Origin of the sequence: Hahella sp. CR1 (genome assembly GCF_029813005.1) — a bacterium.
In the GTDB taxonomy this organism is placed as follows: domain Bacteria; phylum Pseudomonadota; class Gammaproteobacteria; order Pseudomonadales; family Oleiphilaceae; genus Hahella.
Map to the genome: position 1 here is coordinate 145,002 of NZ_JAPELK010000011.1, position 24,677 is coordinate 169,678.

22 protein-coding genes are annotated in these 24,677 nt (G+C 55.6%); 9 read left to right on the plus strand and 13 right to left on the minus strand.

The genetic code is table 11. From position 1 onward, the window contains the following. Positions 1-105 precede the first annotated feature (105 nt). Both ONV78_RS23810 and ONV78_RS23815 read left to right on the plus strand, forming a co-directional pair. A complete protein-coding gene (locus ONV78_RS23810; protein WP_279506924.1) occupies positions 106-1,158 on the plus strand; it encodes a DUF2156 domain-containing protein in 1,053 nt (350 codons plus the stop codon). A gap of 147 nt (positions 1,159-1,305) precedes the next feature. Beyond that, the gene (locus tag ONV78_RS23815) at positions 1,306-2,085 is read left to right on the plus strand and encodes a crotonase/enoyl-CoA hydratase family protein (protein WP_279506925.1); all 780 of its coding nucleotides are present in this window, start codon (positions 1,306-1,308) and stop codon (positions 2,083-2,085) included. 5 nt (positions 2,086-2,090) lie between these two features. Here ONV78_RS23815 and ONV78_RS23820 read toward each other — a convergent pair whose 3' ends face one another. The 5 genes from ONV78_RS23820 to ONV78_RS23840 all read right to left on the minus strand — a co-directional run bounded on the left by ONV78_RS23820 (position 2,091) and on the right by ONV78_RS23840 (position 7,238). Then, a complete protein-coding gene (locus tag ONV78_RS23820; RefSeq protein WP_279506926.1) occupies positions 2,091-3,398 on the minus strand; it encodes a TRAP transporter large permease in 1,308 nt (435 codons plus the stop codon). A gap of 17 nt (positions 3,399-3,415) precedes the next feature. Next, positions 3,416-3,937: a TRAP transporter small permease gene (locus ONV78_RS23825; RefSeq protein ID WP_216736825.1), complete on the minus strand. Its 522-nt coding sequence runs from the start codon at positions 3,935-3,937 to the stop codon at positions 3,416-3,418. Continuing rightward, positions 3,934-5,067: a TRAP transporter substrate-binding protein gene (locus tag ONV78_RS23830; protein ID WP_216736826.1), complete on the minus strand. Its 1,134-nt coding sequence runs from the start codon at positions 5,065-5,067 to the stop codon at positions 3,934-3,936. The genes ONV78_RS23825 and ONV78_RS23830 overlap by 4 nt, the downstream gene beginning before the upstream one ends. A 212-nt stretch (positions 5,068-5,279) precedes the next feature. Continuing rightward, entirely contained in the window at positions 5,280-6,260 is a 981-nt protein-coding gene (gene iolG, locus ONV78_RS23835; RefSeq protein WP_279506927.1) for an inositol 2-dehydrogenase, read from the minus strand. A gap of 126 nt (positions 6,261-6,386) precedes the next feature. After that, the gene (locus ONV78_RS23840; protein WP_216736828.1) at positions 6,387-7,238 is read right to left on the minus strand and encodes a MurR/RpiR family transcriptional regulator; all 852 of its coding nucleotides are present in this window, start codon (positions 7,236-7,238) and stop codon (positions 6,387-6,389) included. Positions 7,239-7,807: 569 nt separating this feature from the next. Between ONV78_RS23840 and ONV78_RS23845 the strand changes: the two genes are divergently transcribed. From ONV78_RS23845 to ONV78_RS23855, 3 genes are all read left to right on the plus strand, one after another. Continuing rightward, positions 7,808-8,947: a Gfo/Idh/MocA family oxidoreductase gene (locus tag ONV78_RS23845; protein WP_279506930.1), complete on the plus strand. Its 1,140-nt coding sequence runs from the start codon at positions 7,808-7,810 to the stop codon at positions 8,945-8,947. Between the two features lie 61 nt (positions 8,948-9,008). Continuing rightward, positions 9,009-9,812 carry a 5-deoxy-glucuronate isomerase gene (gene iolB / locus ONV78_RS23850; RefSeq protein WP_279506931.1) on the plus strand — a complete coding sequence of 268 codons (804 nt, stop codon included), beginning with the start codon at positions 9,009-9,011 and terminating at the stop codon, positions 9,810-9,812. Between the two features lie 226 nt (positions 9,813-10,038). Then, positions 10,039-10,281: a DUF6429 family protein gene (locus tag ONV78_RS23855; RefSeq protein WP_216736831.1), complete on the plus strand. Its 243-nt coding sequence runs from the start codon at positions 10,039-10,041 to the stop codon at positions 10,279-10,281. 21 nt (positions 10,282-10,302) lie between these two features. Here the strand turns inward: ONV78_RS23855 and ONV78_RS23860 are convergent, their stop codons facing one another. Further along, entirely contained in the window at positions 10,303-11,223 is a 921-nt protein-coding gene (locus ONV78_RS23860; RefSeq protein WP_279506934.1) for a LysR family transcriptional regulator, read from the minus strand. Positions 11,224-11,325: 102 nt separating this feature from the next. Here ONV78_RS23860 and ONV78_RS23865 point away from each other — a divergent pair, with 102 nt between their 5' ends. Next, positions 11,326-11,928, plus strand: coding sequence for a short chain dehydrogenase (locus ONV78_RS23865; protein WP_279506936.1), 603 nt, complete (start codon positions 11,326-11,328; stop codon positions 11,926-11,928). Between the two features lie 77 nt (positions 11,929-12,005). Continuing rightward, positions 12,006-12,500: a GNAT family N-acetyltransferase gene (locus ONV78_RS23870; RefSeq protein ID WP_279506937.1), complete on the plus strand. Its 495-nt coding sequence runs from the start codon at positions 12,006-12,008 to the stop codon at positions 12,498-12,500. Positions 12,501-12,599: 99 nt separating this feature from the next. Here ONV78_RS23870 and ONV78_RS23875 read toward each other — a convergent pair whose 3' ends face one another. The 5 genes from ONV78_RS23875 to ONV78_RS23895 all read right to left on the minus strand — a co-directional run bounded on the left by ONV78_RS23875 (position 12,600) and on the right by ONV78_RS23895 (position 16,976). Next, entirely contained in the window at positions 12,600-13,124 is a 525-nt protein-coding gene (locus tag ONV78_RS23875; RefSeq protein WP_279506940.1) for a hypothetical protein, read from the minus strand. 2 nt (positions 13,125-13,126) lie between these two features. After that, on the minus strand, positions 13,127-14,149 hold the full coding sequence (locus tag ONV78_RS23880; protein WP_279506942.1) for a YHYH protein: 1,023 nt from the start codon (positions 14,147-14,149) through the stop codon (positions 13,127-13,129). A gap of 388 nt (positions 14,150-14,537) precedes the next feature. Then, entirely contained in the window at positions 14,538-15,053 is a 516-nt protein-coding gene (locus ONV78_RS23885; protein WP_279506943.1) for a gamma-glutamylcyclotransferase, read from the minus strand. Between the two features lies 1 nt (position 15,054). Beyond that, on the minus strand, positions 15,055-15,858 hold the full coding sequence (locus tag ONV78_RS23890; RefSeq protein ID WP_279506945.1) for a hypothetical protein: 804 nt from the start codon (positions 15,856-15,858) through the stop codon (positions 15,055-15,057). 20 nt (positions 15,859-15,878) lie between these two features. After that, a complete protein-coding gene (locus tag ONV78_RS23895; protein ID WP_216736839.1) occupies positions 15,879-16,976 on the minus strand; it encodes a WYL domain-containing protein in 1,098 nt (365 codons plus the stop codon). 119 nt (positions 16,977-17,095) lie between these two features. On the opposite strand from ONV78_RS23895, the gene ONV78_RS23900 reads away from it, so the two are divergent. Beyond that, entirely contained in the window at positions 17,096-17,242 is a 147-nt protein-coding gene (locus tag ONV78_RS23900; protein ID WP_158304996.1) for a hypothetical protein, read from the plus strand. 262 nt (positions 17,243-17,504) lie between these two features. Further along, the gene (locus ONV78_RS23905) at positions 17,505-19,286 is read left to right on the plus strand and encodes a DEAD/DEAH box helicase (RefSeq protein ID WP_127968742.1); all 1,782 of its coding nucleotides are present in this window, start codon (positions 17,505-17,507) and stop codon (positions 19,284-19,286) included. Positions 19,287-19,735: 449 nt separating this feature from the next. On the opposite strand, the gene ONV78_RS23910 is transcribed toward ONV78_RS23905, so the two are convergent. Together ONV78_RS23910 and ONV78_RS23915 are read right to left on the minus strand one after the other, a co-directional pair. Beyond that, positions 19,736-22,543 carry an EAL domain-containing protein gene (locus ONV78_RS23910; protein ID WP_279506950.1) on the minus strand — a complete coding sequence of 936 codons (2,808 nt, stop codon included), beginning with the start codon at positions 22,541-22,543 and terminating at the stop codon, positions 19,736-19,738. A gap of 187 nt (positions 22,544-22,730) precedes the next feature. After that, a complete protein-coding gene (locus ONV78_RS23915) occupies positions 22,731-24,566 on the minus strand; it encodes a long-chain-acyl-CoA synthetase (protein WP_279506952.1) in 1,836 nt (611 codons plus the stop codon). Positions 24,567-24,677 lie beyond the last annotated feature (111 nt).

Consider the following 24,677-nt stretch of genomic DNA (forward strand, 5'->3'; position numbering starts at 1 on the left):
TCATACCCTTGTTCCGTCCGCTCCTTCTAAAGGCGGATTTGTCCCATCAAGGCAATTGTTAAGCTCACCGGAGCCTATAAGAACAACAGTTAAACGGGGGCGTCTATGCAGCCTGTCCTTTCCGATATGCTCTATGCGGAATCCGCTTTCGACTCTGCTCCATGGGAAGCGCCGCTCTCCGTAGCTGAGCGCCGACATCTGCTTCTGCAATATGGCGCCCAGTCCAGCGCCTACTTCAGCTTTCAACCAGGAGTGCAGTTTTTTGGCTCCGCTCAGCATGGTTTTGTCAGCTACTGTCCGCTAGACAGGTGGAAGGGTGGGGTGGATGTGATCTTCAACAATCCGGTATGTGCGGACCAGAATCTGACTTGGCTGCTCAATCGTTTTCTGGCGTCGCGCGAGCGTCCTGCGGTGTTTGTCGGCATTGAGAGCAAGGTGGCGGAGGCGCTGGCGCAGCAGGGCTATGTGGTCAATGAAATGGGCGTAGAGTTCAGCTTTTCTTTGCAGGACTTTTGCGTGCGTGGCAAGCACAAGAAGCAGTTACGCCACGCCGCCAATCTGGGAGCGCGCTATGACTTGAAGGTAGAGGAGCTGCGCGCTTCGCAGGTGAATGCTGAGGAGGTGGAGGCGATCTCGCAACGTTGGCTCAAGCAGAAGGCGGTGAAGCGCAGTGAACTGCGTCTGTTGACGCGTCCCCCGCAGCACCGGGACGAATGGCTGACGCGCCGGTTCTATTGTTTTCAGGGAGAGCGGTTACTGGGATACATCTACTTCGATCCTTACTTTACGCAAGGCGCGGTCACCGGATATTGCGCCAATATCCTGCGTTGTCTGCCGAGTATTGGGCCGGCGGGATTACTGGACTACACCATGCTGCAGGCGATCGAGCAGTTTCGCAGGGAAGGTGTGCCGCGGCTCTCACTGGGGATTGCGCCCTTGCATGACTTGCAGGAAATAGCGGGAGAAAGTCCGTTGTTGCGGCGTCTTGGCCAATGGCTGTATCGCAACGGTTCGGGACTATACGCCTTTGCGCCGCTGGCATACCACAAAACCCGCTATCGAGGAGAGGAGCGTAAATGGTATCTGGCCTACAAAGACCTTTCCCCTCCGCGATTGCTATGGAGCCTGATGGCGGGAACGGGCGTGCTGGGACGCTAAATCCGTTGATGGCGCGATCGGCCCAAAATTCGTCGATGTAGACAATGGGCTCGCAAAGCGGCGACGAGGATGATACTGAAGTGAGTTATAGTCTTTCTGGCATGGCGGTGCAGAAGGAATTCAACCATCACTCAGGAGAGAAATTGCATGTCATTGGTCAACGTGGAGAAGCGCGGGCATATCCTGTTAATCGGGCTGAATCGTCCGGAAAAAATGAACGCCCTGACAGTGGCGATGTTTCACGACATCGCGGCGGCGTATGGACGACTCCAGCGCGAAGCGGATTTGCGCGTCGGTTTATTGTGGGCGCAGGGCGACCACTTCACTTCGGGTCTGGAGCTGAACGATTGGGCTGAGACGTTTGCGACAGGACAGCCGCCGGAATTGGGCGAAGGAGAAATCGATCCCTTTTTTATTAGCGGCGAACCGCTGCGTAAACCGGTGGTGATGGCGGCGCAAGGGTACTGCTACACCTGCGGTGTGGAAATGATGCTGAACACGGATGTGCGTATCGCGGCGAACAATACCCGTTTTGGGCAGTTGGAAGTGAAGCGCGGCTTATTCGCTTGCGGCGGCGCCACGCTGCGTCTGCAACAGGAAATCGGCTGGGCGAATGCGCAACGCTATTTGTTAACTGGAGACGTTTGGACTGCGCAGGACGCCTATCGTTGGGGGCTGGTGCAGGAGCTGGTCGAGCCAGGAGCGCAGTTCGAAAAGGCCCTGGACATTGCAGAGCGTATCGCCAACGCGGCGCCTCTCGGCGTGCAGGGCAGTCTGGCCTCTTCTAAACTGGCGCGTCTGCAGGGAGAAGTGGTCGCCAAAACCCAGTTATTCAGCGAGATCAAAAGCCTGATGAGCAGCGAGGATATGCAGGAAGGCATCGCGTCCTTTCTGGAGCGACGCGACGCTGTATTTAAAGGCAGGTAACCCGCTTAGAGAAATATCAGCACAATTCCGGGCCAGGCCACCAGAATCGCCAGGCGCAATATATCGGCGATGATAAAGGGCGTCACGCCCTTGTAGCAATCAACCAGATTGATGTGCTCCGCCTGGGACTTGAGCACGAAGATGTTCATGCCCACCGGCGGCGTGATCAGGCCAATCTCAATCGCCACCACCGCCAGCACGCCGAACCAGATGGCGGTGTGTTCCGGCGGCATGTTGAAGTTCAGCGACATCACTACCGGAAAGAAGATTGGCACGGTGAGCAGCAGCATCGACATACTGTCGAGGAAACATCCCAATGCAAGGTAGATCAACAACAGAATAATGATTACCGCCGTGGCGCTCAGGTGCATGGAGGTAATGGCGTCAGCGAAGGCATTGGGTATGTTGGAGAGAACAATCACGGAGTTGAACAGATCCGCCCCCAGTATGATGAAAAACACCAGACCGGTAGTGACGGCGGTTTCCCTGAATATCTTCATCATCGCCTCCCTGTCGAGCTGGCGTTTGAGCTGAGCCAGCAGCCAGGTGGCGAATGCGCCGATGGCGGCTCCTTCCGTCACGGTGAACACGCCGCCGTAAATCCCTCCCAGCAAGCCGAGAAAGATCGCCAGCACCGGCGTGACCCGCAGCAACGCCGACAGTCTTTCTACGGTGGACGCCTTGTGGGTTTGCGGTCCTACGGAAGGAAACAGACGCACGTACACCTGCACCGCCAGTAAATAGCCGATGGTGGCGATAATGCCGGGTACGGCGGCGGCGATAAAGAGTTTGGAAATGTTCTGCTCCGTTAACAGGGCGTAGATCACCAGCGCGATGGACGGTGGAATCAGTATCCCCAGAGTGCCGCCGGCGGCGAGGACGCCCGCGCTTAATTGATTGGAATAGCCGTGGCGCTGCATTTCCGGCAGCGCCACTTTCGACATGGTCAGCGTGGTGGCCAGGGAAGAGCCGCTGATGGCGCCGAAGAAAGCGCAACTGGTGATGGAGGCCATGGCGAGTCCGCCGCGCACTGAGCCGAACCAGGAGTTGCAGGCGCTGAACAGGGTTTTATTAAGGTTGGCTACGGTGGCGAATTGCGCCATCAGCAGGAACATGGGAATGACGGCGAGATCATAAGAGGAAAACCGGTAGAAAGGACCGGAATTAAAATGATTCATCAACGCATCCCAGCCCAGGATGGCGGTGTAACCAGCCGCTCCTGTCAACAGCATGGCCGCAGCCACCGGGATGCGCAGAAAAATCAACACGAGCAGCGAGGCGAAGGCGATTACGCCGATGTACAGATCATCCATAAGGGCCTTGTCCTTGGCTATTTATCGGTGACTAGTTTCTGCAATAAGTTACTCACGGCGATCAGCGCCGACAGAAAGCAGGGCGGCGCGCAGGCGAGCAGCACCCAGCCTAACGGGATGGCGAGGATCATGGTTTGTTCGTCGTAGGAAAAGAACTCCTCGGCGCCATGCACAAGGCGCCAGCCGATGAACGCGAAAATCGCGCAAAGCGCGCATTCGGCGATCATGCAGGCGGCTTTCTCCAATCCCAGGGGAAGGCGCTTGACGAGGAGGTCCACCGCCAGGTGTTTATAGCCGTATTGGCAGGCGGGGAAGGTGTAAAAGATCGCGGTTGCGACGCCGATTTCGACAATTTCGAAATCGCCCGTCACCGCCGTTCCGAACAACCAGCGTCCGAATACGGAAATAGTCACCATCATGACGATGGCGACCAGCGCAGCGCCGCTGAGATAAGCGCTGCACTGCGCCGCGATGGCAAGCCAGGCGTCAGCAGTGCGGACGCTTTGGCGCAAGGCGGGATATGTCGACGACGCAATCATAACTGTCGCGACTTCTCATATTGAGTAACCAGATCTTCAGCTTGCCGCAGTAGATACTCGCCGTTCTTGTTCTGGGAATTCACTTTGGCGACCCAGTCTTCCCGCACAGGCTCCACCCGTTTCTCCCACTCCTTCAACTGGTCCGCCTTGATGGAATAAAAACGGTTGCCGTTTTTCTTGGCCAGCTCTATTCCCACTTTCTCGAAATCGTCCATGGCCTTGCCGATCTGTTTGCTCAATGCAATGCCGGAATTACGGTCGATAATGGCTCTCAAGTCCTCAGGCAGCGAGTCGTATTTCTTCTTGTTCATCGCCAGGATGAAGGTGGCGGTGTACAGACCGCGGGCGCCGTTGAGCAGGGTATGGCTTTCGGCCAGTTCGTCCAGCTTCAGTGAGGGCACGACTTCGAACGGCAACAACGCCGCGTTGATGACGCCTTTGGAAATGGCCTGAGGGACTTCTGGAGCGGGCATGAACAAGGGATTGGCGCCCAGTAGACGCAGGGCCTCTCCTGACGCTCTGGTGGGGGCGCGGATTTTCAGGGACTCCAAATCGGCGATCTGCTCAATAGGCTTGCCGAGAATATGGAACGAACCGGCGGCGTGAGTATGCAGGGACAGCACGTGCACATCCTGATACTCCTCTGGCGCATATTTCTCGATAAAGGTATGAAACGCCTGGCTGGTCGCTTCCGCGGATGAGGCCACGAAAGGAAGCTCGAAAACAGAGGTCATCTGAAAGCGGCTGGGCGTATAGCCGGGCAGAGTCCAGATGATATCGACGATGCCGTTTCTGACCTGATCGAACAGTTGCTGTGGTTTGCCTCCCAACTGCATGGAGGGATAGATGCTGATTTTGATGCGTCCGTCGGATTCCTTTTCAATCTTTTCCGCCCAAGGCTCCATCCAGCCCTCTTGATCCAGAGAGGTCGCCGGCAGGAAATGATGCATCCGCAGCGTGACTTCCGCCGCGTGGGAAAAAACAGGGAAAAGCAGGGTAGTGAAAAAAAGCGTAGTGGCGGCGAATGAGATCGCTAGCAGGGTTAGAAATTTAGAGGTAAGTTTGGGTTGTTTGTGCGCCCCGGCCGCAAGCAGGGCGTCGCCAAGTCGCATGACGGCGTGTGATCGCATGGCTTCCTTCTCCAACTCAGTTCTTAGAATGAGCGCGCTATCGACCCCTTTAGCGCTGCAGGTCCTACATTAAAGTAATGTCGGGAGCCCCGTCAATCTGATGACTTGTTTTGAATTTGGAAGGGTGAACGGGTCGAGTTATCGCGGCAAAAGCGCTTGCAACAAGAGGCGAGAACCCCGGTCCGTCGGCGACGCCCCGGGGTATTGAGAGCTTAGAAGCCGACTGGCTTGCCCTGTTCCAGGGACGCGTAGGCGGCGTTGGCGAGTTTTAAGGCGTTAACGCCATCCTGTACGCTGACGGGCATTGGAGATTGAGTCACTAGCGCCTGTACGAAGGCGGCCATTTCCGCCTGATAGGCGGCGGCGTAACGTTGCAGGAAGAAGTCTTCCAGCCTGTCGCTGTTTTCCCCTTCCGCGCCGAAACGATGCAACTGTGTGGGTTTGATATTGTGCGCTTGCAACATGCCTTTGGCGCCGAAGGCCTCCACGCGCTGGTCATAGCCGTAGGCGGAGCGGCGACTGTTGAGAATGACGCACTGGGCTCCACTCACAGTGGTCAGGGTAATAGTGGCGGTGTCGATGTCGCCAGCCTGGCCAATGGCGGGATCAACCTGACAACTGCCAATTGCGTGAACGTCCCGCAGGGGCTCATTCAGCAGCCATAACGCCATGTCAAAATCGTGAATGGTCATGTCCCGGAACAGGCCGCCGGACACTTTGATGTACTCCACGGGCGGCGGCGAAGGATCGCGACTGGTGATTACCAGTTGCTCCAGCTTGCCGAGATCGCCAAGGCCGCGTTGCAGGGCGGCGAAAGAGGGATCGAAGCGGCGGTTGAACGCCACGAAGTAGGGCAGGCCGCTTTGTTGCACGTGCTCCGCTACGCCGCTGGCGCTGTTGATATCCAGATCAATGGGCTTTTCGCAAAAGACCGCTTTGCCCGCATTGAGCGCGGCGTGACTGAGTTCCGCGTGAGTGTTGGTGGACGTGGCGATGATCACGGCGTCCACGTCATTCGCATTAATGGCGGCGTTTACATCCACCACTTTCGCGCCGACTTTTTCCGCCAGATCCCGCGCCGCCTCTTCCCGGGGATCGGCGATGTAACGAAGATCCACATTCAGGTTCGCCTTGGCGTTCAACGCGTGAATGACGCCAATACGGCCCGCGCCGAGAAGACTGATTCGAATCATAAAATTGCGCCTCTACTTTATACGCTGGTTATCACAACAGTAATAAGGTTTGCCTTTCATCCATACTGACGATGCAAACGGCGCGACCGGCGGGGAAGCTTGTGTTATCCCTGAGTCGGCCCGGCGTCAGCCGTCGCCCAGCTGTTGCTGCTCAATCTGGTAGGCCATGCCGATCACCAGAGCCTGAGCCAGACACAGACTGGATGTCAGCGAGCGGAATCCGCGCACCTCACTTTCCTTGACGTCGAAATAGACGGAGGAAATTGGCGCCAGCGGACTCAGCCGGCTGTCAGTAATACTGATAATGGGAACGCCGTTTTCATAAGCCTTGATGACCGCCGCGCGGGTTTCCTGAGCGTAGGGGCTGTAACTGATGGCCACCAGCACGTCGCTTTTGTCCAGAAACGACGCCTGCTCCTGCAACATGCCGCCGCTGCCGTCGATCAAATACACCCTGCGTTTGATCTGACGCAGGGCGTAGGTGAGGTAAGAGGCGACGGAGAAGGAACGGCGCATGCCCAGCACATGAATGGCTTTGGCGTTATGCAGCAGCTTGATCGCGGCGTCCATGTTCTCGTCGGACACCATCTCCGGCAGGTGCTCCAGACTGAGCAGATTGCCGTTTACGAACTCGTTGAGAATGGTGTGAGAGGTCACTTTGCCGGAATGAACTGGTTGCGCGCTGGAGAGACGAATGCGTTCGCGGTAGCTGGTGCTGTTTTCCACCAGCTTCTGACGAAACAGTTGCTGCATTTCGCTGAAGCCATCGTAACCAAACGCCGCCGCGAAGCGTATCAGCGCAGAAGGCGTCACTTCCGCCTGCTCCGCAATGACGGACACCGTCTCCATCGCCACTGTGCTGGGATGGTCCATGACGAACTGCGCGATTTGCTTGAGCCGTTTGCTGAGATCGTTGTAGCGCTCAGTGATGGCCTGCTGCAGTTCTAGTAAGTTGGTGGGCTTAATCGCGGTGGACAATTCGATTCTCCGGCAATGAAAATGAAATACAGTGTCGCCAATCCTACAAGAAAATTTCAGTGCGGAGCGAGTGTAAATTCACTTCCAGATTGCGCTTAGGCCGCGCCAGCGAGGCGATACAAGAACAAACCGGCGCTGCAAAAACGTGAAAATGGTTTTGGAATGGCTGGTTCAAGGCGTTCATACGGCCCCCGGTTTATTGGCTTCTTGTTGTTCTACGGCGCTCCAATAATGGAACGTATGATCCATCCTATTTAAAAAAACTCCGCTTTTCAAACTTTTTATTCCAAAAAATATCGAAATGGAATTTTCCCTTCTTTTCCAGGATAACCTGTTCTATTCCTTTTCTATTCTATCTACACAGGGGTTGTAGCTGACTTGGGTTATTTGAAACGTGCCATCTGAAATTAAAATTATTGAAATTTTTGTTTCGTTTATGGAATGATTGTTTTAATCTTGTTTCGCATTAGCCATAGCGGCGCCTGTCGCAACAGACTGAGTTGCGCTCCGCGACCATCAAAACAACAATTTCCGTGTGATGCAGACGGTATCTAAATTCGCAGGTGGGTATGAGCAAGAAGAAACTACGAGTCGGCCTGATCGGCAGCGGTTACATGGGTAAGGCGCACGCAATTGCGTTTCGCTCCGCCCCCGCAGTATTTGAACTCTCAGCGGATATCGAGCTTGAGATGCTGGCGGATATCAGCGCTGAACAGGCGGCGGCGAAAGCTGCGGTGATGGGCTTTAAGCGCTCAACCGGAGACTGGCGTGAACTGGTGAGCGACCCTGATATCGACGTAGTGGATATATGCTCTCCCAACTGGCTGCACAAGGAAATGGCGTTGGCGGCCATCGCCGCCGGCAAGCATGTCTACGCAGAGAAACCTCTGGCGCTTAATGCGGCGGATGCGCGCATGATGACCGAAGCGGCTGAGCGGGCCGGGGTGAAGACGCTGGTGGGTTTCAATTATGCAAAAAACCCGACTGTGAGCCTGGCCCGGGAAATCATTCGCAGCGGGGAGCTGGGAGACATCGTCCATTTTCGCGGCACTCATAATGAAGACTATCTCTCCGACCCTGATGTGCCGTTCAGCTGGCGCCTGAAGAGAGAATTCTCCGGTTCTGGAACCCTGGGAGACATGGGCTCTCATATTATTAACATGGCGCAGTATCTGGTCGGCGACATCACGGAAGTCGTAGCGGATCTGAAAACCGTGCATAAGAACCGCCCCATCGCCAATGCGCCCGGTGAGTTCGGCGAAGTGGAAAACGACGATCAGGTTCATCTGTTGGCGCGCTTCGCCAACGGCGCACAGGGGACATTGGAGTCCAGCCGCATTGCCTGCGGCCGCAAGAACTCGCTCTGGTTTGAAGTGACGGGAACCTTGGGCACATTGATTTATGATCAGGAGCGACTGAGCGAGCTGCAGTTTTATTCACGCAAAGACGCTGGGCCGCGGGAAGGTTTCCGCCGCCTGTTAGTTGGCCCGCAGCATCCGGATTACGCTAATTTCTGTGTGTCCGCGGGACATGGTCTGGGCTACAACGATCAAAAGATCGTGGAAGTGCGGGATCTGGTGGAAGGCCTGTGTGCAGACCGCCCCATGTGGCCGCAGTTTCGCCATGCCTATGAAGTGAACCGGGTATTGGATGCGGTGGAGCTGTCTCATCAGGAACGCCGCTGGGTCAGTATCGAAGAGATCGCTTGAGGCGCTGCGAGTCGCAGATCAACAGGATTAATCATTCACTAAGTTCGTAGAGGAGAGCCCGATGTCGCATCTGTTACGCAAAGCCAGACGGGAGCAACAGCAACGTATCCACGTCACGCCGGAAAATGCGCCCTGGAAATACGTGGGATTTCAGGCGCTGGCGTTGCAGGCGGGAGAGATCTGGGAAGGCGAGTTCGCCGAGGCTGAATGCTGTTTGGTGCTGGTGGCGGGGAAAGCGACCGTAGAGGCCGGAGCGGATACGTTTGCAGATATCGGCGAGCGTATGTCGCCCTTTGAAAAACTGCCGCCCTATGCGGTGTATGTTCCGCCCGCTACCCGTATTCGCATCAGCGCGCAAACGGACCTGGAAGTCGGCCTGGGATTGTCTTCACAGGTCACCGGGCAATATCCGGTGCGGCTGATTAAGCCAGATCAGGTGGCGGTGATGAACCGTGGCGAGGGCAGCAATCTGCGTCGTATTCACAATATCCTGATGCTGGATCAGCCTGCGGAGCGACTGCTGTTGACCGAAGTGTTCACGCCCAGCGGCAACTGGTCCAGTTATCCGCCGCACAAACATGACTCTGACCGTCTGCCGGAAGAGTCCTATCTGGAAGAAACCTATTATCACCGCATCAATCCGGCCCAGGGATTTGTATTTCAGCGAGTCTACAACGACGACCGCTCTCTGGATGAAACCATGTCCGTTTACGACGGCGATTGCGTGATCGTGCCTGAAGGCTATCACCCGGTCGGCGTGCCTCATGGTTATGAATCTTATTACCTCAACGTGATGGCGGGACCGGTTCGTGACTGGAAGTTTCACAACGACCCAGACCACGAGTGGATTCTGTCCTCATCATGAAGCCCTCTCGCTGCGACCTGTAGAGCGTCATAGGCGCTTAGCCTATTAACATGGCAATAACATTGGCATGCTAATAATCAGGCGGCCACCTGTCCCGGTGGCTTTTTTTATTTAGGCGGGGCGCCTCTTGTGAAAACGCCTGCGCCCCGGTAGCGTATATTCGAACGTTTTCCTTCGTATGACGAATTCTGTGTTTGGTTTTTATCGAAACAGAGGAGGTCGGGCGATGACGATGGTGATTGATGAGGAGAAAATTGACGAAACCGTATTGGCTCTGTTGCATCTGACGTTGCACCAGGGCAACCGGGCCTGGAAAGGTTTCGACTGGGAGGTCATGAACCGGCTCTATGAAAAGGGGCTGATCCACGACCCGGTAGAAAAAACCAAATCCGTCGCTTTGACCGAACGCGGCATGCAGGAATCCGAGCGTTTGTTCCAGCGCTTGTTCGTCAAGGAAGAGCAGGAATAATCCCCGACGCCTCATGCGGCCTTATAAACGGTGAAAAAATTCCGGGCGTCCGCTGAACCACTCTATCAATAATTCCTTGAAATAAATCAGCTTCTTCGGCTGATAGCGTTGGGCGGGAAACACCACGTACAGCGTGTGGGTGTGGGAAGGGTAGTCCTCCAGCAGTCGCACCAGCCGCCCGCTTTCAATATCTCGATAGGCTTCATAAAACGGCAGCTTGGTGACGCCGAGTCCTTCCACCGCGCATTGCCGCATCATGGGATATTGATTGGCGGCGATCTCCGCCTGAATCGGCACGCTGATTTCACGCTCGGGGCCGGTAAATCTCCACTGGCTCAGTTGCTGATGCTGGTTATGGGCGATGCAGGGAAAGCGCGTCAGCTCCTCCGGGGTTTCCGGTCTGCCATGGCGCGCGATGAATTCCGGACTGGCGCAGATGGCGTCCACCATCGCTCCCAGGGGGCGCGCGATCAGATAAGGATCTGGTTGCGGCGTGGCGCGAATGGCGAGATCGAACTCCTCCGCGATCAGGTTGCGGCTCTCATTGGCGAGGTCGATTTGCACTTTTACCCGGGGATAACGCAACCGAAACAGTTTGAGGATCTCCGGCATCATGGAAATGCCCAGAGAAACCGGACAGGTAAAGCGCAGCACGCCAACCGTGTCCGCGTTCAAATCATTCACCACTTCCGTCGCCTGGCGAAACAGCGCCTGAATTTCCGTGCTATAACGAAACAACGCTTCACCGGCTTCCGTCAGCCGCAAACTTCGGGTGGTGCGGTGCAGCAGTTGAGTCTGCAGCAAGGACTCCAACGTCTTGATCTGTTTGCTGACCTGGGACTTGGAGCTGTTCAGGCTGGTGGCGGCCCGGGTGAAGCTGCCGTCCTGCGCCACCTGATGAAAGGCGGCGATCAGGTCGAGGTGAGTCAATAAATTATGCATATTGTTTCTGCATGGAAACAGTGAGTTGGTTTTTAGCTAGATTATCCCGAATGTGTTTTTCATTAAAGTGGATTTATCAACAATCAACGTGGAGAAAGCACAATGAAAATCGTAGTGATTGGCGCCTCAGGCACTATTGGCAAAGCGGTTGTAGAAAACCTTCAGGACCGGCATGAAGTGATCAAGGTCGGCAAGAGCAGCGGTGATTATCAGGTGGATATCGCCGATGAATCCTCAATTCAGGCGTTGTTTGAGAAAGTTGGCGAGTTTGACGCGTTAGTCAGCGCGACAGGTGATCTGGCGTTTGCGGCGCTGGGAGAAATGACCTCTGAGCAATGGGACGTTGGGTTGCGCAGTAAGTTGATGGGGCAGATTAATCTGGTGCGCCATGGCTTGAAATATATTCGCGATCAAGGCTCTTTCACTCTGACCAGCGGCATTCTCAGCGTTGATCCTATCGCCTGGGGCGCAGCGGCCACAACGGTGAATGGCGCCCTGGAGCACTTCGCCGTGGCGGCGGCGATCGAAGCGCCTCGCGGGGTGCGTATAAACGTCGTCAGCCCGACGGTATTAACGGAATCCTGGGATAAGTACGGTTCATTTTTCCCAGGTGAAACGCCAGTAGATGCTGCAAAGGTGGCGAAGGCGTTTCAAAAATCCATAGAAGGCGCGCAGACTGGCAAAGTGATTTATCTGCGAGGTTAGAGCGATATACTCTGGCCTCTGATGCGCTCGGAGCCTCGGGCGCAAGTAGTGGTTCTCAATAGCCAGACAGAGGGCGTATGGATCGGCGGTTAGTGGTGAAATACCTGGCGGACGCGCCGGAAGCGGTTCCCGCCCTGGCGGCGTCTTTTGAGACGGAGTGGCCGGATTGGTACGGCCCCAAAGGGCCTGGTGATGCGGAAGCGGATTTGCGTCAGTTCTGTTCCCGGGACGCTTTGCCGGTAGGGATGGTGGCCTTCCTGGACGGTGAACTGGTCGGCGTGGCGGCATTGAAAGCGCAATCCATCACCACGCATCCTCATCTTGGTCCCTGGGCGGCGGCGGGTTGGGTGAAGCCCGAACTGCGCCGACGCGGACTGGGCGCAGCGCTGCTGACAGCATTGGAAGACGCAGCGTTAGCGCTGGGGTATGACAAACTTTATTGCGGCACGGCGACTGCCGCCTCGTTGATGCGTCGCGGTGGCTGGCGCTTGTTGGAAGAACTGGATTATCACGGCGAAAAAGTGGGTCTGTACTGCAAGGCGCTTGGCGCCGCCGACGTTCCGGCGTCGTAAACGGCCATGGCCCTCAGACCCTAAAGAGCAGGCGAGTACTCCCCCCTCGGATCAACTTACGCCTGCGTGCTGTTGATAGGGTGGCGTCTTACGATTTACTTATGAGCCTTCCGCCAGTTTCTCCAGCGCATTGAGTTGCGAGCTGTAATTATTCCTGGATGACAGCACGACCTTGCTGCGTCCTCCTTCCTGAAACAGGGTCAGGATATTGTGGTGATTGGCGTCATCGGAAAAACTGCGAATACTTGCATCTACACGGCGGAAATCCCTGGGCGCGTTTTTCAGTTCAAACATAACCCGGGTTTCATGGTCGCCCAGATTGACGACGGTTGGCGTCAGCGCAATGTCGATCCCATCCACCTTGAGCTTGACGGTGTCCAGCAAATACTTCGTTAGTTCCTTCTCCTGTTCCTCACGAGTGAAGCGCGCGCCGCTGTGCTCAGTCTGTAGCTGACTCAGCGTGGTGGAAACGCTGGCTTGCGCGAGGATCGCGTTCAGGCGCCAGACATTGTCCTCTCCGCGAGAGAGATTGAAGAACGACATGAACGGGTAATGCGCGTAAGCGGACGGCGTTGATAACGCCAGCCAGAACAGCGTTAGAGCGAAAGTTTTGTATCTGCGCATCGTCACTCCACGATCAACTGTTGCTTCGCCAGCACGCCTTTCAGACAGCGCGGAATATTCACGTCCTCCGCTGAGGAGGAGTGGTAGTGATACATGCCGGTCGGATAATGGATGGTCGGGCCGAAATGGCCATTGCATTCATCCAGATTGGCTGGCGTCGCGCCGTTCATCTCCAGATTGGTGTAGATGGGATATCCATCCATGGCGTACGCCACCAGGTCGCCGGAACCTTTCGGATAGACCGCTTCGCAGCGAACTTCGCCAATATGATGCTTGGCGTAAATATCGTTGATGGTTTCCGGGAAAATATGGGAGTGGTAGAAGCCTTCGTTAATGTGACCGCCGCAGGCGTCCAGGGCGGGCATACTGCCGACTCCAGTAGGGGCGCCGGGAATGCCGTTGGCCACTGAGGGCGGCAAGCCGTTAATGGGCATCCCGATCAGGGATAAGCCGACAATCTTGGACGCGTCATCCATGGGCGTGGATTCTTGGGCATGCCAGGAGAAGACGGGAATCATGTACGAGAGTTGCAGGCTATTGTCGGGCTCGACCTCGATACAGTAGGACAAGTCCGGGTCCAGATTAGGTATTTCGCCGGTTTTGATCATGATGAAGCGGATGTTGCCGTCGTCATCCACGATATCGTAGCCGTCCGCCTCCATGTCTTCGAACAGATCCCTTTTCAAAACTCGCAAACCGGGATTGGTCGCGCCGTCATAAGGATAAACGCCGCCGATATCATTGATGGTTTCCGGGCAATAAGGACCGTTTTCCACGGGGTTACTTTTGACTTTCAGTTTGTAGCACCAGGATTGATAGCCGTTATTCAGTTCACAGCGCTCCATGGAAATATCCTCCAGGAAGTGCTCTTTATCGAAATAGGAAGGAATTAACGCAGGAAAGAAATACCCTCTCCCGTATTGAATTTCCTGGGCGTTCGCCGCAGTCATCCACACTCCCGTTATTGCAGCGGCGAGTCCGGCCGGAAGAGCGATGGCGCGAATGGAGATCGAGCGTATTTTCATATCAGTTCCCTTTTTTGGCTGGTGAATAGTTCCTGTATGTGAGCGCTTGCTGTATCTCAGTGGCGAGATAATCCGCCTTTCTTGTTTTACGAGCTTGCTTTAACGAATTGGTCGAATCGCGCCAGCCGCACAAGGCTAGCGGGAAGGAGTGAAAGGTGTCGGCATAGTGGTGTCCTTCTTATGTTTGGCTTGGCGGTTCCTTTGCTCCCGACGCTGATTTGAGGTGCAGTGGCCTATGAGGACAATCAGCCGATGATCGGGATAAGCGAATTATTTCGAAGGAGAGGTTAACGGCTGGTTAATTTGCAGGCAGAAAATGTACGCAAGGAATGTTAGGGATTTAAAGACGGCAAGTTAACGAAGAAGGTCACGCTCCAGGAGGAGTGGGTTAAGCGTGGCGATAGATCGCCAACTCTCTTTGGACGCGATCAGTATCCGAATCCACAGTCGACTGGGTTGCGCGCAGACTTGCAAGATAATGGCTCGGCAGCTGTAATGCTTCTGCGCCCCGCAGCACATGCTCCAGATACCAGTCAAAAGGGATAAGCGTTGCGTCAGTGAGTGTTGCAACGTAAGTAAGCGCTCGCATAACCGCGCCGCTTTCTGTTGTTATCCATAGGTCGGTGGGGTCATACCCCTTTCCTGCGCCTTCGGCGAGATCAAGGGCGCGTCGATCGTGTTCGTTAATCTGGAAGAGGCCGCCATAGACTACGTCTTCATGATTTCCGGTATGAAAAATATCGCACTTGGCGGAACCGTCTTTTCCCACTTTATGAAAACGCAGCTGATAACTCGTTAACCGGCCCGTGCACAAGAAGCGGGCGCTGGGTGTGCGGCCGCGCAACCGAAGCAGGGACATATTGGAGCCATAAGCGAAGTAGTCAAAGCGGGGCAGGGAAGTCATATCAGAACTGGATGAATTTCTGAATCAGCATCGGCTCGTAACCGAACAGGGCGCTAAGGTGATGCAGGTAGGCATGCTGGCCTTGTCCCTGCCAGACGCCGCTGATTTTCTGACGTATTTGTCCGTAACGCTCCAGCATGGCGGAGGGCGTCTCGGATTGCAGGGGGATGTCCTCGTCAAAAGATTGAATCAACGCCAGCCAGTGGGCGCTGACGCCCATGATGAAATATGGCCAGGTTTTTTGCAGATGAGGCTCCCAGTTGGGATCGCTGGTGGCCTGCAGGTCGGACGTCAGGTCGCGGTAGCCGCATTTGATCACCAACTGATTGAGATCGCCGCTTTGCAGGAGCTGCGCGACGACCGGCGAACTCTCCAGACCCTTGAAGACGCGGCCGGCGGTGTTCGGATCCGTGTAAAACAGCAGGCTGAACTGGTGACCGGCGGCGTCCGGCGCGGCGCGTCGATGAAAGCGCCACAATGGCAAAGCGCCCGCATGTTGCGCCAATACGGGGGCGACGACCTGGTCCGCCAACAGTAAGTCCATGTTCCAATTGGGATCGCCGTTGTCGTCAAAAGGCATTTTGAAACAGGCGCGCCACCAGTATTGTTCCTGCGTCGGCGCAACAGGATGAACGCCTGGAGTCGTTAAACCCGGTTTGCTTTGCGTGGGTTGATGGGCGCAGGCGGCCAACCCGAGCAGGATCAATAAAGCCGCCATGAGACGCAGGATCGACGCAGCCGTCCATCCCGCCGGATTGAGCTTGCGCATACCGAGCGATGGCGGCGTTGGGGTGGCTGTCTGCATGGCGGACTCCTTTGGTTGGCTTAGGCGCCGTAGTTACTCAGCGCATCCCGCAGCGCGGAAATCAGATCGTCGCGAATTTCCTGCGGCTCCATCACATTACATTCCGCGCCCAGATTCATCAGCCAGTTCCGCAACTGGATAGTGCGTCGCACCTTGGCGGTAAGAATGTAGGAACCGCTTTCGTCAGTAGACGGTTTGATTTTCTGGTCCACGGCGATGGGGTTTTCGCTCAGGTCGGATATCAGGTTGCTGTATGGATTAGCCGGCGTGATGCGCAACTTCATGGAGTACACAGAGTTGTCTTCTGGGTCGATGAACACGTCCATCTTGCCCGCCTCCAGGTAGTCCCGCAGCCGGAATTTCTTCGGCACGCGGGAACTGCGCTGATCCATGGTGATGCGTTCGATCTTATGCAGAAGGAAGTGGCGATAGGCGCCAGGGGTGTCGATGTCCTCGTCCTTTTTCGCCACCAGATAGATTTTTGGCAGCAGGATCGCAACGCCGAATGGATGGGCGCGATACTCTTTGCCGCGATAAGTGAACAACACCTGCTTGTTTTTCAGAATGGCGCGATAGATGGTGTCCAGATGCTCGATATCGAAATCCGCCGGTTGCAGACGCTGGCCGCGCTGATAGAACTCCACGGAATCGCGCAGACGGTTGTACAACTGCGGAGACAAGGATTTCTCCGACTGCTCCAGGCGCTCTTCCGCCTGGGCGAAAAAACGCTCCAGCTCGGAGATGGTGTTGCGCGGCAGAAGATTGGACAGATGCTTCTTGGCCATGGCGAAAGCGATAGCCATGTACTGAGGCATCTTCTCATAGTCGTATTGCAGGGTGGAGTAGGGGTCGAGTTTCCATAGCAGGCTCTTGCCTACGCCCCTCACCACTTCCAGGCCGAACTCGTTGCCGGGCTCTTCGTCTTCGTCCTCCATTTCGTTTTTGCCGTACAGGAAATTCATGTCGCGCTGGATCAGGCGCTTCTGTGAATTTGGATCGCCGCCCTCTTCCATATAGTCCGCAGAAATCAGGTGGTTGATGATTTCCTCGGTGGATTTGGGCGTTCTGGCCGATTTCAGATAAGCCAGGATGGATAAGCGGCGTAGAAAAGTTCTCATCAGTTCCCCATAAAAACTTTGCGAAGACTAAAGAATACATTCTTTTGCGACATCAATGGTCGTTTTACTTCCTAATCTAACTCCTGTAGACGAAATAAACCATCTCGGGAGAAAGAAAAATGTACAGAGTCAATGCGTTTACCCAAAAAGGAGCCAAATTCCGCTTCCGTATCCAAAGCGAAAGCGTCGCCGACTTGCATGACATCCTGGATCGCATCTTCGAAGGTCGCAAAATGCGCCTGGTTGTCGTTGAACCGGTAGTATGACGAATGGCTCTCCCTTTCCGGGGCCGGCGCGTCGTCTGCAGTAGCCGCCTCCCCGGATATTTCCCGTTTCGCCCCAGGTAAGCGGCGACTTCATAGTAAAAACTCCCTTCCCGCCACTCAAGTTATTGATTACGCATTTGTAAGCGCGTGTAACTTTTCTCCGGCATTAAAAATTTTACTGTTATTCCGCAAGCTAGATCTGTACAATTAGCGACCATTTTTTATTCACTGCAAAGCAGCCCCCCTGATAGGTCCCGAATTAATGTCTTCAACTGATTCTGCAACCGCGCTGTCGAAAGATTTCGCTTCTCTTGGTTTATCTGATTCTCTTTTGTCCGCTCTAAAAGACGTGGGTTACGAGCAACCCTCACCGATCCAGGAGCAAAGTATTCCCCTGTTGCTGCAGGGCGAGAGCATTTTAGGGGTGGCGCAGACTGGTACCGGCAAGACAGCGGCTTTCGCTCTGCCGTTGTTGGAAAGACTTGATCCAAAGATTCAGTCTCCACAAATTATCGTGCTGGCTCCCACCCGGGAACTGGCGATCCAGGTGGCGGAAGCATTCAAAAGCTATTCCCGTTACCTGCCTGACTTCACAGTACTGCCGATCTACGGCGGTCAGGATATGCGCGGACAATTGCGTTCCCTGAAACGCGGCGTGCAGGTTATTGTCGGTACGCCTGGCCGTGTGCTGGACCATTTACAGCGCAAGAGCCTGGATTTGTCGCAAATTCGCGCAGTCGTGCTGGACGAAGCTGACGAAATGCTGCGCATGGGCTTCATCGACGATGTAGAGGAAATCCTCTCCAACGCGCCCGGCGCCTGCCAATACGCACTGTTCTCTGCGACTATGCCTCCCGCTATCAAACGCGTGGCGGAAAAATACCTGAAAGGGGCGAAAGAAGTTCGTATCGCCGCTAAGACTTCCACCGTTGAGCGCATCAGCCAGCACGTATTGATGGTTGATAACTCTCACAAACTGGACGCGCTGACCCGCGTACTGGAAGTTGAAAACTTCGAAGGCATGATCATTTTCGTGCGCACCAAGTCCGCCACCACGGAACTGGCTGAGAAGCTGCAGGCGCGCGGCTACGCCGCTGAAGCCCTGAATGGCGACCAGACCCAGAAGATTCGTGAGCAGACGATCGACCGCCTGAAGAAAGGCCGTCTGGACATCGTTGTCGCGACTGACGTTGCGGCCCGTGGTCTGGACGTAGAGCGTATCGGTCTGGTTCTGAACTATGACATTCCTTACGACACTGAAGCCTATGTTCACCGTATCGGCCGTACTGGACGCGCTGGTCGTGAAGGGAAAGCGATTCTGTTCGCCGCGCCTAAAGAGCGTCGCCTGCTGCGCGCAATTGAAATGGCCACCAAGCAACCGTTGACGCCTTACGAAGCGCCTTCCGCTGAAAAAATCAGCGAGCAGCGCATCCAGCAGTTCCAGGAAAACCTGCACCGCACTCTGGACGGTCAGGATCTGGAGTCCATGAAAAAGGTGGTGCTGGACTTCTGTCAGGAAAATGAGTTGTCGCTGGAAGACGTCGCCGCAGCGCTGGCGTTCCGTCTGCAGGTGGAACAGCCTCTGTTCCCGATCCTGAAGGATCTGCCGAAGCTGGATAAAGACTTCCGTGGTCGTGACCGCGATCGTGACGGCCGTGGCCGTAACCCTCGCGACCGTGATCGTCGTGGTCGTGAAGGCCGCGAAGGTCGTGATTCACGTCGCGACGACGGCATACCGAGAGAGCGTTACCGCATCGAAGTGGGCCGCTCCCACGACGTTAGCCCTGGCGATATCGTCGGCGCTATCGCGAACGAAGCGAACATTGAAAGCAAGTACATTGGCCACATCGCCATTTACGACAACTTCAGTACCGTTGAGCTGCCAGAAGGCATGCCGAAAGAAGTGCTTCAGCACCTGCAGAAAGTACGCATTCGTCAGCAGCTGATCAACATGAAGCCGGATGCCGGTAAGCCAGAGCGCAAGCCCCGCAGCGGTAGTGGTCGTGGCGGTCCTCGTCCTTCCTCTAAGCGTCCGCGCTCGTAAGACTTAGCCCGCTGATCTAACAGCGGCATTCAAACCAGTGGGATGGCTTCTCGCCACCCACTGGTTTTTTGTTTTCTTCAGCGACACTCCCACACTTTTTCCGCATTCCGCATTCCGCATTCCGCATTCCGCATTCCGCATTCCGCATTCCGCATTCCGCATTCCGCATTCCGCATTCCGCATTCCGCATCCCGCATTCCGCATTCCGCATTCCGCATTCCGCCGGGCCTGCATCAGTGATTCTTTAGAACTTTCAGATCGTATTAACGCGCATGCTTACGACGTTATTTGCCTCTAACTCGACGCAGAGATCTTCCTGTGCGTAGCGGCTGACCAGTGAGAGATAAAAAGAGACAAGAGTGATATGAGTGGGTATGGAATGGGTAAGTCGTACTGCGGGGTGATGGGCCAGGAGCGCGCTCGCCAGGATCTATAGTGGAGAGGCGCTCTTATAATGGCATGGGCTTGTGGATGTGATAACCCTGTACGAAATCCACGTCGAGGCTTTTCAGACGCTCCACCGTTTCTTCATTTTCCACGAACTCCGCCACCACGTTCAGCCCCATGATATGGGCGACTTCAGTGATGGAGCGGACCATGGCCAGATCCACGGGGTCGCTGAGAATGTCGCGAACGAAGCTGCCGTCAATCTTCAGAGAGTTTACCGGCAGGCTTTTCAGGTACGAATAAGAGGAAAAGCCGCTGCCGAAGTCATCCAGGGCGAATTTGATGCCTTTGGCGCGCATGTTCTGCACTAGGGCGGTGGTTTCCACCAGGCTGGAGATGGCGGAGCTTTCCGTGATTTCAAAGCAGACTTTATCCAGAGGAATGCTGTATTTGCTGAACGCGGACAGCAGAAAGTCGGCGAATTCCGAGTCGTTGATAGTCTGGCTGCTCAGGTTGATGTTGACCTGACTTAGCCGTTCCAACTGTCCTGGTCTTGCATGCAGCCACTTAAAGTAGGCGTCAATAACCCAGCGATCCAAAGAGCGGATGATATTGTAGCGTTCGGCCGCAGGCAGGAAGGCGCCGGGAGGAAGAATGTCCGCTCCTTGCTTCAAACGCACCAGAATTTCATAACGCTCGCCGCAAAGTTCCGGTTTCAACGCGCCGATATTCTGTTTGTAGAGCACCAACTGATTCTGCTTGATCGCTTCCTGCAGCGCAGTGACTACCTGCATCTCGCTTTGACGGCGAATGATTTCCCCGGTCTTCTCGTTATGCACGATGATGCGGTTGCGGCCGGCGTCTTTGGCGGCGTAACAGGCGGTGTCGGCGAGGCTGAATATCTCCTCGATGGAGGGCGTCGCCGCTGTAATCGGTACAATGCCGATGCTGACGCCGACGCTGAACACTTTCTCTTTCAGGGCGAAGCGGAATTCGCTGACTTCATTACGTAAACGGTGAGCGATTTCCGACGCTTTTTCTATGCCGCAGCGCTCCAGCAGGATGCCGAATTCATCTCCGCCCAGACGGGCGAGAGAGTCGCGCTCCCGCAGATGTTGACGGAACATGACGGCGATCTGGCGCAACAGCTCGTCGCCGGCGGCGTGGCCGCTGGTGTCGTTGACGATCTTGAACTGATCCAGATCCATGAACAACAGCGCATGATGCAGCCCCTGCTCACGAGAGCGTAGCAGCGCGCTGTTGAGGCGGTATTCGAATTCTGTACGGTTGAGCAGGCCGGTCAATGGGTCGTGGCGGGCCAGATAGTGCAGCTGCTGCTCGTTCTCTTTTTTCTCTGTGATATCGACAATAGAGCCTTCCACAAAGCCGGGGCCGCCGGGTGTGAGGATCTGTCGGGCGAAGATGGTGGCCCAGAACTGTTTGCCGTCGAGGCGCTGGCAACGTGCCTCGAATCCGAAAACATGGCCGTACTGCTTCAGCGACAGGAAAAACAAACGGCGGGCGTCTTCCTGAAGGGGAATCATGCCGGTCAGGTCGCGGGTATTGCTGACTAGCTCCTTCTCATTACGCGCGCCTAATAACTGTGCGAATGCGGGATTACAGGCCATCAGAGCGCCTTTGGCGTCCAGACGGAACATGCCTTCCAGAGAGTTTTCATAGATGGCGCGATACTTTTCCAGGTTTTCTGTCGCCTGCAACTGCGCGAACTCGCGCGCTGATTTTTCGCCCTTCAGACGGTCCGCTAACGCCAGACTGAGCGCCAACACCATGCCGACAACGCCAAATTGAGTGGCGTGTCCAGTCACGCCGTTTAACGGCAGCAGGCCGAATTTGCCTGCGCAGAACACCAGGGAAGCGAACACCAGGAAGGTGTAGGCCAGGGTGAAATATCGGGCTGGACGGAAGTTGGAGCGCAGCAGATACAATCCGGTGAAGTAGCCGAACATCGGCGTCACGGCGATGTTGAGCAGGGATAACTTGAGCATGGCGGTGTTGGAGGCGAAAAACGCCAGCGCCGCGCACAACAGACACCAGGCGGCGATATGCACGAAGCCCTGCGCCATAGCCGGCAGACGCTCCGGCAATGACAGGAAACTACGGGTGAACAACGCCAGCGCGGCAAGACAGAGGTTGATGAAAAACACCAGACTCTTGTCGTTCCATACAGGGTTGTCCGGCCAGAAATACGCGTACGCCATCCCGCACAGCGTCGCCTCAGCCAGAGCGTAACTGGCCAGTGCTGCGGTGAAATACAGATAGCCTTTGTCGCGCAGGAACAGGAACAGCATCAGATTGTACGCCGCCATGATGCCGATGATGCCCAGCAATGCGCCGGACAGGCTGGCTTCCTTGTGGTTGTAGGCGGTGAACTGAGAGGGTTCCCACAGGCTTATGGGAACCTGGATAGAGGACGTGGCGTCGATCTTTAAGATCACCTCATAGCCGGTATCTCCCGCCAGCTGCAGAGGGAAGACAAAATGCGGGTGATTGATCGGACGCTCATGGTAGGGGCGTTGATCGCCGCTGCTGATAGCGTATTCCGGCTGGGTTTCGCCGACCCGGAACAGGAATAGCTCAATGTTGTCCAGCAGTGGGTTGCCGAGGCTAAGAAATAGTTCGCGGCTGTCGCTGCTGCGATTCAGAAGTTTGAACGCGAACCAGTGTTCTTTGCCGGTGAAGCCGAAGTTGATCTGTGACGCGGAGACGGTTGGCGCTGTGCGCAGAGCCTGTCGCGCCTGCTCCAGTGGCGATGAGCTGATCTCGGTGGCGAAGTGATGAACCTGTGGAATGGTCGGCGGAAACTCGCCGGCGTACACATTCACGTCGTCGGCGCTCGCGTGCAGCGACATCAAGCAAAACAACGCCAAAGCGATTACGGCTGACAGCGCGTTCGCAAAGCGTGGTGCTGGAAATATCGGAAAAATTATTGAGCGCCGGATCATACCTGGGGTTACTGCAATAGAAGGCCACTAAAATAGGCGATGCAGCGTCCCGTTAAAAGCGGCAAACGTGAACAACTGTAATATTAACTTGGCGCTAAAGGCGGTAGACGCCGGACTCCAGTGCGGCGATCATTTCCTGAGACAATAAACGGTATTCTCCGGCTTCCGGCGCCCATAGATAAACCTGATCCTCCGGCTCATTCAACTGATAGCCGTTTTTTTGCAGGTCCACCTTGCGGTATTTGAAGGTGCCGGTTTTGGCGATGCTCGGCGTAACGCGAATGAAGACTGGCATGGCGTAAGTCGGCAATGCTTCCCGCATGACCTGAGCCAGTTGTCGCATATCCAGACCGCGTTGCTTGTCCTTCGCCACGATGGCCGCCATGCCGGCTTTGCCGCTCATGTTGGGAATCTCTACACCGTAGACGACGGCTTCTTCCACATCGTCCAGCTTGTCCAGCACATTCTCCACTTCAGTCGTGGAGACGTTTTCGCCTTTCCAGCGAAAGGTGTCGCCCATGCGGTCCACGAACTGCAGATGACGCCAGCCGATTTCCCGTAATACGTCGCCAGTATTGAACCAGGCGTCGCCTTTGCGGAAAGCGTTGCGGATGATGGCTTTCTCCGTCGCTTCCGGCTGGGAGTAACCTTCAAAGTTCCATTTGGGTGTGATTTTACCCAGCAGTAATCCCGGTTCGCCCTTGGCGACTTTTTGCAGTTTGCCTTTGCCGTTGCGGACTGGCTCGCGGGTGCCTTCATGGAATTTCACCAAGGCGAAAGGCGCAGTGGAAAAGCCGACGGTATTGTCCAGATTCAAAAAGTTGGTGAAGCCGACATTGCCTTCGCTGGCGGCATACAGCTCCGCAATCTGTTCAATGCCGAAACGCTCTTTGAACTGGAGCCAGATGGAAGGGCGCAGACCATTGCCGATCATTTTTTTCAGTTTGTGATGGCGATCCTGAGGCCCCGGCGGTTGGGCGAGCAGATAGCGGCATAATTCGCCGACGTAGCCGAAACAAGTGGCGCCATACAGACGCACGTCGCTCCAGAATTCACTGGCGGAAAATTTGCGTCGGATGGCGAGAGCGGACGCGCCCGCCAGCACAGCGCCCCAGCACACCAGCAGTCCGGTGCCGTGATACAAGGGCAGGGGGGCATAGACGACATCTTTTTCGGTTAGCGCTAGCGACATATGACCAAAGCCGCCATACGCCTTGAACCATTTGCGATGGCTGCTGGGCGCCGCCTTGGGCAGGCCGGTGGTGCCGGAGGTGAACAGGTAGACCGCGGTATCGCCGGCGAGGGGACGGTCCGTGACAACCGGATTGGCGTCGGGATAGTTTTTAATGATGGCGCCCAGATTTACATATCCCTCCGGAGCGGTCGAATCCTCCTTGAGCGTATCCGCATCCGCCAGAAAGAGCATGCGTTGTGAGTCGACGGGGATGTTCAGTAGCGACGTAGCGGAAGCGATGGCTTCCAATTGCTCCTCGCCCACGACCACAAGTTTGGGATGAGTGAGGTTCAGGCAGTGTGCCAATGCGTCTCCGCGCAGGGACGTATTGATCATCGCTCCCGCGGCGCCCAGTTTTAACGCTCCCGCCAGCGCCGCCAGCAACTCCGGTCGATTCTCCAGGTTCAGGGCAATCACATCGCCCCGCGCCACGCCGCGAGCGCGATAGTAATGGGCGAAGCGGTTGGCCCAGGCATTAAACGCTTCATAACTGATGCGCCGGTCGCGGTAGAGCACCGCGTCGCATTCGCCGTGGGTGTCCGCATTGCGTTCGATGATGTCGCCAATGGCCAGGGCTTTATCCGGCTTGAGCAGGGCGTAGTAGTAATAACCTTTGAGCAGGGAAGGCAGTTTCTGGGCGACGAAGGGCAGTTGACGGGCCAGATCTCGCGCGGATATGCGGCCTTCCTGCGGCATAGTTCGGTCCTCTTGTTTTCCTGTTTCCTAATTGCCTATCTATCAATAGAGAGCGGGTCCGGTACTGCCTTTCAATGTTAGTCAATAAACCCGGTTAGTCGACCGTCTCTG

What these genes read in the sequence shown, in the direction of transcription:
- ONV78_RS23910 (WP_279506950.1), bottom strand. Translation starts at nt 22,543, where the DNA reads ATGTCGCTGCACGCGAGCGCCGACGACGTGAATGTGTACGCCGGCGAG.
- ONV78_RS23905 (WP_127968742.1), top strand. Translation starts at nt 17,505, where the DNA reads ATGTCTTCAACTGATTCTGCAACCGCGCTGTCGAAAGATTTCGCTTCT.
- ONV78_RS23895 (WP_216736839.1), bottom strand. Translation starts at nt 16,976, where the DNA reads ATGAGAACTTTTCTACGCCGCTTATCCATCCTGGCTTATCTGAAATCG.
- ONV78_RS23890 (WP_279506945.1), bottom strand. Translation starts at nt 15,858, where the DNA reads ATGCAGACAGCCACCCCAACGCCGCCATCGCTCGGTATGCGCAAGCTC.
- ONV78_RS23855 (WP_216736831.1), top strand. Translation starts at nt 10,039, where the DNA reads ATGACGATGGTGATTGATGAGGAGAAAATTGACGAAACCGTATTGGCT.
- ONV78_RS23820 (WP_279506926.1), bottom strand. Translation starts at nt 3,398, where the DNA reads ATGGATGATCTGTACATCGGCGTAATCGCCTTCGCCTCGCTGCTCGTG.
- ONV78_RS23870 (WP_279506937.1), top strand. Translation starts at nt 12,006, where the DNA reads ATGGATCGGCGGTTAGTGGTGAAATACCTGGCGGACGCGCCGGAAGCG.
- ONV78_RS23860 (WP_279506934.1), bottom strand. Translation starts at nt 11,223, where the DNA reads ATGCATAATTTATTGACTCACCTCGACCTGATCGCCGCCTTTCATCAG.
- ONV78_RS23815 (WP_279506925.1), top strand. Translation starts at nt 1,306, where the DNA reads ATGTCATTGGTCAACGTGGAGAAGCGCGGGCATATCCTGTTAATCGGG.
- ONV78_RS23845 (WP_279506930.1), top strand. Translation starts at nt 7,808, where the DNA reads ATGAGCAAGAAGAAACTACGAGTCGGCCTGATCGGCAGCGGTTACATG.
- ONV78_RS23915 (WP_279506952.1), bottom strand. Translation starts at nt 24,566, where the DNA reads ATGCCGCAGGAAGGCCGCATATCCGCGCGAGATCTGGCCCGTCAACTG.
- ONV78_RS23865 (WP_279506936.1), top strand. Translation starts at nt 11,326, where the DNA reads ATGAAAATCGTAGTGATTGGCGCCTCAGGCACTATTGGCAAAGCGGTT.
- iolG (WP_279506927.1), bottom strand. Translation starts at nt 6,260, where the DNA reads ATGATTCGAATCAGTCTTCTCGGCGCGGGCCGTATTGGCGTCATTCAC.
- ONV78_RS23825 (WP_216736825.1), bottom strand. Translation starts at nt 3,937, where the DNA reads ATGATTGCGTCGTCGACATATCCCGCCTTGCGCCAAAGCGTCCGCACT.
- iolB (WP_279506931.1), top strand. Translation starts at nt 9,009, where the DNA reads ATGTCGCATCTGTTACGCAAAGCCAGACGGGAGCAACAGCAACGTATC.
- ONV78_RS23900 (WP_158304996.1), top strand. Translation starts at nt 17,096, where the DNA reads ATGTACAGAGTCAATGCGTTTACCCAAAAAGGAGCCAAATTCCGCTTC.
- ONV78_RS23875 (WP_279506940.1), bottom strand. Translation starts at nt 13,124, where the DNA reads ATGCGCAGATACAAAACTTTCGCTCTAACGCTGTTCTGGCTGGCGTTA.
- ONV78_RS23880 (WP_279506942.1), bottom strand. Translation starts at nt 14,149, where the DNA reads ATGAAAATACGCTCGATCTCCATTCGCGCCATCGCTCTTCCGGCCGGA.
- ONV78_RS23885 (WP_279506943.1), bottom strand. Translation starts at nt 15,053, where the DNA reads ATGACTTCCCTGCCCCGCTTTGACTACTTCGCTTATGGCTCCAATATG.
- ONV78_RS23830 (WP_216736826.1), bottom strand. Translation starts at nt 5,067, where the DNA reads ATGCGATCACACGCCGTCATGCGACTTGGCGACGCCCTGCTTGCGGCC.
- ONV78_RS23810 (WP_279506924.1), top strand. Translation starts at nt 106, where the DNA reads ATGCAGCCTGTCCTTTCCGATATGCTCTATGCGGAATCCGCTTTCGAC.